This is a genomic window from Rhodococcus sp. D-6, from assembly GCF_040256695.1.
GTDB lineage: Bacteria > Actinomycetota > Actinomycetes > Mycobacteriales > Mycobacteriaceae > Rhodococcus > Rhodococcus pyridinivorans.
The window spans coordinates 4786250-4798359 of the sequence record NZ_CP132970.1 but is presented as its reverse complement, the minus strand read 5'-3'; the positions used below and the strand labels follow the sequence as shown (position 1 = coordinate 4798359).

General features: G+C 62.4%; 9 protein-coding genes and 1 pseudogene. 4 read left to right on the top strand and 6 right to left on the bottom strand.

Annotated features, from left to right (window positions below; translation table 11 throughout):
• Window positions 1-16: 16 nt before the first annotated feature.
• A complete protein-coding gene (locus RBB84_RS22575; protein WP_064257467.1) occupies window positions 17-1906 on the bottom strand; it encodes a glycosyltransferase in 1890 nt (629 codons plus the stop codon).
• Window positions 1907-2220: 314 nt separating this feature from the next.
• Complete coding sequence (locus RBB84_RS22570; RefSeq protein ID WP_064257468.1) at window positions 2221-2469, bottom strand: hypothetical protein; 249 nt, start codon at window positions 2467-2469, stop codon at window positions 2221-2223.
• Between the two features lie 307 nt (window positions 2470-2776).
• Here RBB84_RS22570 and RBB84_RS22565 point away from each other — a divergent pair, with 307 nt between their 5' ends.
• Entirely contained in the window at window positions 2777-3679 is a 903-nt protein-coding gene (locus tag RBB84_RS22565) for a hypothetical protein (protein WP_350246883.1), read from the top strand.
• 35 nt (window positions 3680-3714) lie between these two features.
• Here the strand turns inward: RBB84_RS22565 and RBB84_RS22560 are convergent, their stop codons facing one another.
• On the bottom strand, window positions 3715-4968 hold the full coding sequence (locus tag RBB84_RS22560; protein ID WP_350246341.1) for an IS256 family transposase: 1254 nt from the start codon (window positions 4966-4968) through the stop codon (window positions 3715-3717).
• A 170-nt stretch (window positions 4969-5138) separates the two neighbouring features.
• On the opposite strand from RBB84_RS22560, the gene RBB84_RS22555 reads away from it, so the two are divergent.
• Entirely contained in the window at window positions 5139-5783 is a 645-nt protein-coding gene (locus RBB84_RS22555) for a hypothetical protein (RefSeq protein ID WP_197481930.1), read from the top strand.
• 69 nt (window positions 5784-5852) lie between these two features.
• Here RBB84_RS22555 and RBB84_RS22550 read toward each other — a convergent pair whose 3' ends face one another.
• The gene (locus tag RBB84_RS22550) at window positions 5853-6644 is read right to left on the bottom strand and encodes a hypothetical protein (protein ID WP_350246881.1); all 792 of its coding nucleotides are present in this window, start codon (window positions 6642-6644) and stop codon (window positions 5853-5855) included.
• Window positions 6645-7075: 431 nt separating this feature from the next.
• Here RBB84_RS22550 and RBB84_RS22545 point away from each other — a divergent pair, with 431 nt between their 5' ends.
• On the top strand, window positions 7076-7855 hold the full coding sequence (locus RBB84_RS22545) for a hypothetical protein (RefSeq protein ID WP_156666238.1): 780 nt from the start codon (window positions 7076-7078) through the stop codon (window positions 7853-7855).
• An 805-nt stretch (window positions 7856-8660) separates the two neighbouring features.
• On the opposite strand, the pseudogene RBB84_RS22540 reads toward RBB84_RS22545, so the two are convergent.
• A pseudogene (locus RBB84_RS22540) lies at window positions 8661-9692 on the bottom strand (hypothetical protein).
• Window positions 9693-9697: 5 nt separating this feature from the next.
• A complete protein-coding gene (locus RBB84_RS22535; RefSeq protein WP_350247715.1) occupies window positions 9698-10876 on the bottom strand; it encodes a tyrosine-type recombinase/integrase in 1179 nt (392 codons plus the stop codon).
• Window positions 10877-11423: 547 nt separating this feature from the next.
• Here RBB84_RS22535 and RBB84_RS22530 point away from each other — a divergent pair.
• Window positions 11424-12095 carry a queuosine precursor transporter gene (locus RBB84_RS22530; RefSeq protein ID WP_228045077.1) on the top strand — a complete coding sequence of 224 codons (672 nt, stop codon included), beginning with the start codon at window positions 11424-11426 and terminating at the stop codon, window positions 12093-12095.
• Window positions 12096-12110: the final 15 nt, after the last annotated feature.

The window sequence follows — 12110 nt, the reverse complement described above, 5'->3', positions numbered from 1 at the left end:
GCCCCCGCTCGTGGCGCTACTGCTCGTACAGGCGTGCCCAGTTCTGCCGGTCGGACAACTGCGGCAAGGCGTCGCGGTATCTGCTCTGTACTTGAGCACCTTCTGCGCGCAGACGCCGCAGCACCGAGGTCATGCGCCGGGTCAGCTGCCGCGCGGCGTACATATCGCGCGTACGCACTCGCACCCCCGACTGGGAGGCATCGGTGACCACGGCATGGTCGAACAACGACACATGCCACCAATGCGCCTCACCCGCAGGGATGCTCACCACGCCGTGCTGAGTGCGGCCTAGCCACTGGTAGGCAGCCCGCTTGGCCCGCACCAGATCCAGGCGCTTCTTGTCGGGCCGAGGCCCCGCCTTGCGCACGACCACATCTGCCCGGCGAACCCCCGGAACAGCATGCGCCGGATGCTTGATCGTCTCGGGAAACCGCATCCGCTCCTCGCGGATCGACTTCAACGCCATTTGACCACCATCGGCAAGCACATCGGGTCCGGCCAAGAAGTCCTCGATACCCCGCAAGGTGGTGTGCGCCAAACCGTACTGCATGGACACGATGTACTCGGTGATCTCCCGGGTGAGCACCTTGCCCAACTCCGCAGTGTCGAAGTCGCTGTGCAGCGCCGCGACGATCAGCGAGTTACGGACGCTGAAATACTTCGCCCAGTCGTCGCGGTCCTTCCAATGAAAATCGGCATGCCATACCCCGGCATTGGGCAAGGTCACCGTGACGAACCCGGCAGCGCGCGCCCGGATCCCGTATTCGATGTCGTCCCACTGGAAGAACATCGGCAGCGGCAGTCCGATCCGGGTGATCACCTCGGCCGGAATCAGGCACGACCACCACGCGTTGTAGCCGGCGTCAACTCTTCTGTCCTGCTGCTTCTTGACCATGTCGGCGTCGTGCAGCGAATTCTGCGCCCACCGCCCGGCCTTGAGTTTGGTCAGATCCGCTTCCTCCGCACTGACATGCAGATTCCGCGGATTCATCAGATACAACATCTGAGCGCCCACGAGTGTCGGTTCCGAGGTGACATTGGCGAACGCGTTCATGCGCAGCACCGACTCGGGTTCGCAGAGGATATCGTCGTCCATCAAGATCACGTTTGCGTGTTCATTGATCGCCGACGCCTCGTACATACCCCGGGTGAAACCGCCGGCACCACCCAGATTCGGTTGCCGGATGTAGATCAGCTTTTCACCGAGTCGCTCGGCGACCTCGACGAACAATCTCTGCTCGGACACATGGTCGGTGCCTTGATCGACGACATAGACCGCATCGATACCAGCGACCATCACCGGGTCGGCTGCAATGGCGGCGAGGGTCTGCGCGCAGTCCGCAGCCCGATTGAACGTGCAGATCGTGATGGCCGCGGGCCGGATCGTCGACGGCGAATCGACCGTCCATTCAAGGTCTCGGATCGTCAGCGGACCGTCGACAGCAACGAACTCCACCCACAACGCCCCGCCGTCGAGGAAGCAGTCCAATGCCGCTGACAGCGACGTCACCGACGAACCTTCGATCTGCACACTGCTCACCGTGCGGGCATGACCCTCGGCATCGGAGGCTCGCAGCAGGACCGTTGCCTGCCCCACAGCCTCGAAACAGAAGCCGACGCGAACCTCCCGTACGGTGGTCCACTTCTGGTAATAGCTGGCAGCGAACCGACCGAAGTAGGTGTTGGTGTCGACCCGCGCACCCTTCTCCAGGTTCAACACGAACCGCTCACGGTGTGCCTTGCCACCGCGAATGCGGGCATACAGGTCGTCGTCGACCCGAAGAGTCGGCGCGGCGAATACTCCGCGTGCCACCACCAGGCGTGCCGACGCCTCGTGTTCTACGAGCACGGCCCGTTCCGGCTCCGCATTCCCGATCGGCGGTTTCCCCGCTGCGGACATGGTCATGACGCTCCTAGCCGTTCGACGATCACCCGCAAACCCCTCCATGGGTGCGTGTCGTCAGGGAGAGTATCAACTGTGGACTCCGCGACGCCCGGTACAGCAAGTCCGCTCTACGCAGAATCTCCGGAAGCCGCAGTTCACACAGGGCTGATATACATCGGCACCAACACAGATCCAGTGCGCACTGCGCACGACGAAGGCATCCCGATAGCGCGGTGTCAGAAAGCCTACTTCCGCTAAACGTCAGCGCCGTGGCGGGTCAGCCACCGCAGCACCATGCGTTCGGGGTTTGACGGTGTCCTCGTGGCCGACGAGCATCACAGATAGCCGCGGCGCACCCCGAAGCCGCCGTCACCGGGAACGGCCCGCAACGCAGTCTCCACCATGTCGAGTCCCTGCGGGTCGTCGAGCAGGACGCGAGCATCGTCGAGTGTCCGGATCTCCTGCTCGTGGAGGATCGTCGCGTACTGCAGTACGGCTTCGGCCTTGAGGATGTCCCTGCGCGGTGAGGTGCGCTGCCGGTTGTTCGTCACCGCCAGCAAGGTTTCGACGGTGTCATCCTCCACGAAGGCGACCGTGGACGATGGTTCCTCAAGGGGTATAGGCGGCGCGCACATTACTCTTTCCTGCCTACTCGGGACCTACGAGCGAGACCCTCGTACCCTCCACGCCGACACAGGTGGAAGCCGCCAGCCGATAGCGGCTCTTATGTCAACCCTGGGACGGGCTTGGTGTAATTCGGGCCTGTGACACGTCATCTCCCTCCAGGAGGGCGAAGTCCGGATGATGGACCAATATTTGAGTCCGTAGGACGGTTGATGTCGGCGCTGGCGGATAGCCTCTCTTTCTCGGAGGTGGAGATACAAAGTGGGTATGTCAGCGGCCGATCGCGCGAAGCTGCTTAGCAGATGGATTCAGCCCTCAAGCGATAAGGAGAAGGAACAACAAGAACGCGCGGAAGGGATGGTGCGAAACGCCATCACTACCGGCGACACGTTTGACGGCACAAACTTCGTCATCTATACAAAGGGCAGCTATGCCAACAACACCAATGTCCGCCGTGACTCCGACGTCGACGTCGTAGTGGAACTTCAAGACTGCTGCTACTACGACTACAAGTCAGGAGTAAGGGGGATAGAGCCTCCACCGCGTCCCTATCAGGGTTCGTGGACTCCCGACAGTTGGCGCAAGGCCGTGGTCGACGCACTTGAGGCCTTTTTCGGGGCGGGCTCTGTGGATACCAGCGGCCGCGTGGCCATCAATATCGGCGCGGTCGAGGGAAGTCGTCCCAGCGCTGATGTCGTCCCGAGCATCGCATATCGACGCTACGCGAATCCGGAGCGAACGAAGTGGCATGAAGGGACTTGCGTCTTCCCTGCGGACGGCGACAGCAAGATCGTGAACTGGCCGAAGCAACAGCTGGAGAATGGTCGGGCTTTGAACGTGGAGACCAACCATCGGTACAAGAGGTATGTCCGGGTGTTGAAGAATGCAGAGAACTACCTGGCGGCAGAAGAGATCATCGACGATCTTCCGTCGTACTTCATGGAGTGCCTGATCTTCAACGTGCCCGCTGCGACACTCGCCACCGGTGATCTCGATCAAGGTTTCCGTGCCACATTGGTTCGCTTGTGGGATCTCCTCAAGGCCGAGGAGAGTCAGCGCCAGATGGTTGAACCCAATCGGATGAAGTGGCTCTTCACCAACGACAAAAAGTGGTCGATCCAGGACGGAAAGAACCTTGTCTTGGCGACGTGGAAGGTCAAGCCCCGATAGGTGGTGTAGGACGGTGATCCTTTTTCCTGTCCTGACTATGCAGCAGGAATCGCGGCGGCAGGCTCTGTAACCACCTCCCCGCAGGACTCCGGCTCCGCACCAACAGCACGACAACGAGCCAGCACCTCGAGCCCGAGATACCGCCGGCCCTCCGCCCATTCATCGGTCTGCTCAGCCAGAACAGCACCGACCAGCCTGACGACGGCGTCACGGTTGGGGAAGATCCCCACCGCATCGGTCCGACGCCGGATTTCTCGATTGAGACGCTCGGCCGGATTGTTCGACCACACCTGAGTCCACACATCCTTGGGAAACGCACTGAACGACAACAGATCCGGTCGAGCATTACCCAGATGCTCCGCCACCGCCGGGAGCCGGTCCTCGGTGTACTCGACGAGACGATCGAACTGAGCATCGACCGCATCGGCGGTCGGCTGGTCGTAGACCGAATGCAACATCGCCTTGACCGCCGGCCACATGCTCTTCGGACACACACTCATCAGGTTCGCCGCGTAATGGGTCCGGCACCGCTGCCACGCCGCACCGGGCAGGTTCGCCGCGATCGCATCGACCAGACCACGGTGCGCATCGGAGGTGACCAACCGGACCCCGCTCAGACCTCGAGCGACCAGGTCGGCGAAGAAGGTGTTCCATGCAGGCCCGGTCTCGCTGGTGGCCACATGCAAGCCCAGCACTTCGCGGTGCCCGTCGGCGTTGACTCCGGTGGCGACCATCGCGACTGCGTTCACGACCTGCTTGTTCTCGCGGACTTTCATCGTCAATGCGTCGGCGGCGACGAACGTGAACGGGCCCGCGTGATCGAGGCGGCGTTGCCGGAAGGCGGCGACCTGCTCGTCGAGGTCCTCGGCCATGCGTGAGACCTGGGATTTCGACAGTGCGTTGATGCCGAGGGTTTTGACCAGCTTGTCCATCCGGCGGGTGGAGACCCCGGCCAGGTAGCAGTCGGCGACCACGGTGATCAATGCCGCTTCGGCGCGTTTACGGCGTTCGAGGAGCCATTCGGGAAAATACGTTCCGGATCGGAGTTTGGGGACCGCGACGTCGATGGTGCCGACGCGGGTGTCGAGCGGGCGGTGCCGGTAGCCGTTGCGCTGGTTGACTCGTTCGGTGGACTGTTGGCCCCATTCGGCGCCGCAGACCGCGTCGGCTTCGGCGGAGAGCAGGGCGTTGATGATGGTTTGCAGCAGTTCGCGCATCAGATCGGGCGACGCGTCGGTCAGGGCTTGGTGCAATACGCCTGCAGGGTCGACAATGTGGGGTGCGGTCATCGTGATGACTCCGTTCGAGGATTCTGTGGAAGGTTGACTCGAAGGATCACGCGGTGACCGTTTCACGTCCAGCAGCAACACACTGCCGGTTGTGGTCCCGGTCATCGGGTTACACCACTCTATGGGGCACTACTACGTGGAATCATCTCGGATATGAAAGCTGACACAACGTGCGCCCTACCGCTCTGGTCCGATTCACCGTAGTCGGTGTCGGAATCGTTTACTCTCTCATCCTTACCTGGGCGGGAAGTCCTCTCGACGGCGTTACCAGGCTCATTGCCGGTTGGCTTCCCGCAGTCGCATCGGCAGTTGTTGTCGCGTGGGATCTATGGGTGTGGCGCTGGCCGTTGGTGCACCGACTGACCCATAGGCCCCGCATCGACGGGCTGTGGGAAATCACACTCACTCCGACGAAGGAAAGTCGTATCCCGGAAGGCGGCAACCGGGGTCCTATACCTGGGTACGTGGTAATCACCCAGTCGTACTGGGCCCTTCATGTTCGGCAGCTGACAGCAGAAAGCGGAAGCGCCAGCAAGTCGTTTTTTTGGGACCAGGCACCGGGCGACGACGTGGACAGGCTCAGCTTTCTCTACCAGAACGATCCCCGTCCCGAACATCGGGAACGCAGCCATCGGCATCTGGGGTCGTGCTCGCTCAACACCACTCGGCTCCTCCCCGAATTGATCCACGGCACCTACTTCACCGATCGATACACCCAAGGGGAGATGGAACTCCGCCTGGTGGACAGAACGAAGGGATACACGTCGTTTCGGGAAGCTGCAGACCATACTGAACAACTGCGTCGCCGGCAGTGATCCACCTCGAACGTGAGAAGCCAGACCGAATGCCTGACGAGGCTGCTCAAGTCGTGGGTGCGCTCAGACCTACAAGTCGAACCCGGAGACTGGGGCTTGCGTGACCGGCCAGATCGGCTCGGTGGAGAACTCCGGATCAAGCACTCGATAAACGTTCCGGACCCTTCTGAACTGGAAGTATCGTCCAGAGACTTTGTTATCGACCTCTATCGCCCGGATGTGGTGGAGTTGCCGCACCGCACGCGTCCAGGTATCCGGCGACAGCCCGTATCGGTTCCTCTGTTCGGTGGTCAGGAATCGCGGAAAAGAACTGTCCGTATCGTCGCCCGGGGTGTCCAATATCGCGAGCAAGATAGCCAGGTCCCGGCCCGACATCGCCGACATCCAATGTTGCTTCCACAGACCTAAGGGGACGGAGACGTAGTCGCGGGAGGGCTTCTCGTAGTCCTCCCCGGTCAGGTTGCTGTCCAGCAGACGGAAGCTGGTTGTGCGGCCCCGTGCCCGGTCGACGTCCAGATACCTGTGGCGATGCAGCCATGCGAAGGCGTCGGATATCCGACGAGCACCTGCCGTCTCGGGGTCGGGAAGATTCAACAGCGCCGCCCATACGCGTGCCGGTGTGGTTTTTTCATAAACGTACGGTGCTCCACCTGCGATGAGAACCGCCGTCAGGTACAGCTTCAGCCGTACCTCACCTCCTCGCCCGCCCTGAACCAGGCGAGCAATCGGGGGGTGGGGATCCGGCGAGTCGTCCCGCAGGAACGAACGAGGTAGCTGCACACCCTTCGTGCGCTTGGACGTGGATACCAGATAGTTCATCGCCTCCCGAGCAGCCGCATCGGGCCCCTGCCGCGTCACCATCCCGAGCATCTCCCAAGTCATCTACGTTTGCAGCGGGTCGTGCTGCCTTCATGAGGTCCTCTGAGCTACCGGTGCTGCCTGTTCTCCGTTCCATATCATATATGCACAAGAACGTACTGGGCACGCTACCATCCATAGCTTAATCCGCCGCAAAGTCATACGAACATCTGCTGTAGATACTTTCTTTATCCGCACCAAAGGTGGTAGTGGGTCGGTTGCAAAAGGGATCGATCCCGTCGATGATGTAGATCAACTACTCCTCGAAACCGGAGGAGCAAGGCTCAAGTTCAGCCCCCGTACGGAGCTGAACTGAAGAGGAGGTTCTAAAAAGAAAAGGACCCCTGGAGCATCAGCGCCAGGGGTTACCTTCAATGTTTTCGCGAGGTATCAAGCCCTCGCCTCTGCTTAAGAGAGTAGCAAAAGGTCTTCACATGATTCAAGAGACTATCGATTCCATCGCAACGCATGTCACTGATGCCAGGTTCGGCACCTATCGGGCGAACTGCAACAACGACCCCCGCAAGGCGCTTGAACTGTATAGATGGAACATCGAGATGAGCGGAGCCCTCCAAGAGGCCCTTGGCATCGCCGAGGTCTTCCTGCGCAACGCCATCGACGCCCAACTCCGAATCTGGAACGCCTCCCAACCTCCTCGGACCGATCCTCGCGACAAGAGCGTGACCATCTACAGCGAGGAATGGGTTAGGGCGCCTGCCGGCCCCCTCTGGGCCATCCTCAACCCCTGGGCTCGTGGTAGGAAGTACCGCCACTCGACCTATGTGGACGCCAAACAACGCGCAGAGAACGATCGTCGCGCGCGTCCACCGGGGCACCGTCGACACGGCGTCCCGGTAGATCACGATGACGTGGTCGCACACATCACCTTCGGAACGTGGAACAAGATTCTTCCTGCTAAGGACACACGCGATCCTTCAGGAATCGGCCCCCAAGCCCAGCGTCAGTTGTGGTTCGGAGGTGTCGAGAAAGCTTTCCCACACCACTCCGATCCTCTCGTCGTCAAGTACTGGGTGGATCGGCTGCACAGTCTGCGCAATCGCGTTGCTCATCTCGAGCCTCTATGCGACACCGATGTCATGAGCTATCACCGGACCGTGGCTCGCCTGCTTCGTGCAATCGACCCGTCGCTCGCGGAGTGGTACTCAGGCATCAGTCGAGTTCCCGAGGTATGGAGTCGTCGACCAGCTCCGTAGGGACAAGGCGACAATCACCCTGAACGTCGGTGCGCAATGTGGTCACCCACATCGGGGACCGGCTTGAAGAGTCCGTACCGTCACGAGTTGTGGGGTCCACGTCGTATCTGTGAGTGGACCCCATCCTCTATTGATCCCCTTCGGATGACAATGAACCCTACGCGTAAGATGATCTTCATCTTCGTTTACCAGACCCAGGTGGTCCGACGGGAATCGCTCGGACACTTACGCTGGGTCCTTCGCTAAGCGGTCGCACAACGGACCTGGTAGCAGCATCTTCAAGTTCTATGGGGTTTTCCACTTTCCGCGGGCCGCGAGGTCCCAGCGGTTCCCACGCGTCTGCATCCTCACGCTCATGCTCGATCTGGAGCCCAGTGCCGGGGCAATCTTCCTTGGCGCCGGGAGGGTAGTGACCGTGCAGCTTCCCGGTCACCAACTTCATGGGCACGGTTCGCCCACACACCGGACATACACGGTCAACCCGTCGGCTTCGACGCTTTCCATGATGTTCCGGCTGCTGCTGGGACGGTTCATCGTATTGAGAACTATCGGCATGTTGTGTAGCGCTCGATCCCCGACTCTCGGCCGAATTAGGTTCCTTCACCAGTAGGTTTTCTCGAAGCTGACGCACCTCCGCCAACGCACTTTCGAGCACCGCTTCGAGAGCCTGGAGGCGTTCTTCTAGGGACGGTGCCTTATTCCCGAGCGAGGTGTGCTGCACTGACATCTCCTACAAAGACTTGCTTCGCTGAAAAGACGATGAAACAGCATAGAGGCGCTGCCTGACGTCGCTCCCTCCTCAAGGTTAAGGCGAACCATCGATTGCAGTCTCTTCCAACACAGTCAGGAGATCGTTGAACAAGGCGTCAGCCCTTTCCTCGATCTCATCGAACACGTCGGTAAGATCATTAAGTTTCTGTTGGTCACGCCGACGGGCATCCACACCACGTTCGTAATAGTCTGGATCAAGAACGATCTCGGGTTCGACCCCCGCCTCGACGGTGGCACGCAGCATCACTGGCATCTTGGTGCGATTCGGGGCGCGACCGGACAGGTGCGCTCGCACCAGTACCGACACCTACTGCGGCGTCATCGATTGCCCGTGTGGAAGATGTCCCCAGCGGTCGATCGGACACAGCAGCGGTTGCCGGGCCTGCTCCTCGTCGAGCGGATCGACGATGATCTCGACCGGGTCCGTGAGGTGATGGCGCAGCAGATGCGTACCCGGGTGCTGGTCGAGGAACGCCTGGATCTGCACCCACCGCCGGTGAATCGCGGCAGCCGGGTTGTCCCCCGTTTCCGGATCCGGTGGGAGACGGAATCGTTCGCCGGCCCGGGTGATGACCACCAGGGTGTCTCCATCGAGGCGAATGTCGCGGCGGCGCAGCCCGGTGATGTCGGTGAAGGTCATCCCAGTGGCGGCGAGGACCAGCAGGAGCGCGTCGCGGCGGCCGAATAGTCCGCTCGGCCAGCCGGTGCTGGGCAGCTCGACCGCCCGCTGCATCAGAAGGCGCCCGAGCCGGTCGAGACGCGAGGCGCGGGTGGTGTCGAGGTGCCGGCGCACCGTCTCGGTCCGTCCCGGGGCGGGGTAGCCGTGCCCGGTGTGCACGGCGTTGATCGCCGAGAGTCGGCGCCGCTGCGTCGCGACCGCGGCCGGGTGCTCACGCAGAAACAGCGCCAGGGCCTCAGGCGTAGCGGGGATGGGCCGGTGGTCGGCGGCAGCGCACCAATCCGCGAACAGCGCCCAATCGTGCCGGTAGCGGGCCGAGATCCGCAAGCCGAGGTCGGCATCGTGAACAACGTTGTGGGAGGAGGATTCGCGGCCAGTGTGGTTCATCGCGGTCACAATCCGAGATTCGTCACAGCGTTCCCGATGAGCGGGGCGTGTTCGCGGGCGTAGGTTTCGAGCATGGCGGGGGTGCTGTGCCCGGTCTGGCGCATGATCGCGTGCGCGCTGGCGCCGTTGCGGAAGGCCTGGGTGACGAACCCGGCCCGCAACGAATGCCCACCGAGCTGTTGCACGATCTCGGGGTCGTAGCCGGCCTGTTCGGCGCGGCGCCGGATTGCCTGGTGCACCGCCGCTCCCGACAAGGGCGTGTCGGAGAGGTTGCCGTTCTTGCGGATCGACCGCAACAACGGCGATGCCGGGACCATGCGGGGACGCACACCGCGGCACACGTGCGCTGCGAACGGTTCGGCGGTGCGCAGCAGGCGGATGACGGCGGGCCGGCCCCCGGCGTCGAAGGCAGCGACGACCTGCGCCCACCGCAGCCACGCACAGGGCGGACAACTCGTGTGCGAGTGGGTGAACGGCAACGCCCGGACACTCCCCCGCCCCTCCTGATCGGTCTTCGATTTCCGGAGCTTGATGTGCAGGCCGTCGAGCCGGTGCAGCGAGACGTCACTGCAGGTCAGCGCGACGAGTTCGCTGCGCCGGAATGCGCCGGCGAAGCCGAGCAGCAAGATGGCGGCGTCGCGGCGTTCGAGGACTTCGTCGACCCAGCTGCCGGTATCGGCGCGCATCTTCTCGACGATGGTGACGATGTCGGCGGTCAGCAACGGCGCCCTCGGCGTGCGGGGCCGCTCCCCCGCCGCGGCATAGTCCCGGCGGATCCCGGACAAGGTGGCGGTGACCAGCTCGTCCGCCCCGGGCGCGGGGTGGCCGGCGCGGCGGTGGTGGAAGCCGATCCCGGCCACCCAGCGGGCCAGGGTGGCCGGGGAGTAGACCCGCTCCCCCGCCTCGGTCACCGTCGCGGCGGCGCCCAAGAGGTAGGCGGCGACGGTAAGCGGATGCGCCGGCAACGCGGCGTGACCTTCGCGCGCGCACCAGGCGGTGAACCGGGCCCAGTCCGCGGCATAGTTCCGGCGCGTCGACTCCGAACGCGACCGCCCCGCTGTCCCGGCCACCTGCGTGAGCGTCTCGGCCGGCAACACCGGAACGGACGGCGCGGCTGGGTCCGAGGAGGTCGGGGCAGGCACGGAAACGTCGTCCGGACGGCGGCTGAGCAGGTCATCGGGCACGAACACGGAGCCTACCGTCCCGTTCGGACAGGTTTCCACGGGAAAACGCGCTCAGCAGGGGCTTCGACGGTGACGGTGCGCTAATGGCAATTAGCGGTCTTGACGCCTTAAGAAACCTTGAGTGATTAAGACCCAATCACGGTTATCTGCCCGATTCATCCCATTTGTAGGTTTTACGATTCAGTGTCGGTTTCCAGATTTCGTGTCGGTAGGGCGTCCTCGTCACCGCGTTTCCCCAGTTCAAGGGCAGGAGCATAGTGAGACAGAACCGGGATTCTTACGGATTTCGACAAGATCGTGAGAATCATTGAGTGACACGAACATGAAAAACCCCAGGTCAGCATGCTGCGCCACCGACAAGTTCGGCGAGGACCTACACCCATTTTCTTGTGGAGATACAGCAACGATCAGCGAGAAAACCGGACAGGCGCATGTACAGACGGTCCGCAACTTCGTGATCACCCCGCGGAGATGCTTGGATGTCCGGGTGACCGAGCACGGATCGAACACCTCCCCCGCCCTCTTCGACCACGCCGCCTTCGCGCGCGTGGGACGCAGCCCGTACACGGGGATCGTCGTGCTGTTCACCGCGGTGCTGATGATCTCCAACATCTCCGCGACGAAGGGCATCGCGTTCTTCACCGGCTCCGAACTCACCGTCGGGCCGCTGCAGATCCTGCCGATCATCACCGACGGCGGGTTCTTCCTGTTCCCCCTCGCCTACATCCTCGGCGACGTGCTCAGCGAGGTGTACGGCTTCGCGGCCACCCGCCGCGCCGTCTTCTACGGCTTCGGGGCGGTCGCGCTGTCCGCGCTGTGCTTCTGGATCACGCAGCAGCTGCCCCCGGCCGACTTCTACGCCGGTCAGGAGTCCTTCGAGAACGTCCTCGGTGTGGTGCCCCGGATGCTGATCGCCGGGCTCGCCGGGTACGCGGTCGGGCAGTTGCTCAACTCGTACGTGCTCGTCCGCATCAAGGAACGCACCCGGGAGAAGCACCTGTGGGCGCGGCTGATCGGGTCGACCGTCGTCGGCGAGTTCGCCGACACCCTCATCTTCTGCTCGATCGCCGCAGGGGCCATCGGCATCACGACCTGGGCCGACTTCGTCAACTTCGTGATCGTCGGGTTCCTGTGGAAGACGCTGGTCGAGATCGTCGTGCTCCCGGTGACCTACCGCGTGATCGCGTACGTCAAGAAGCGCGAACCCTCCTACGCCTGACGACTCACGCCCTGA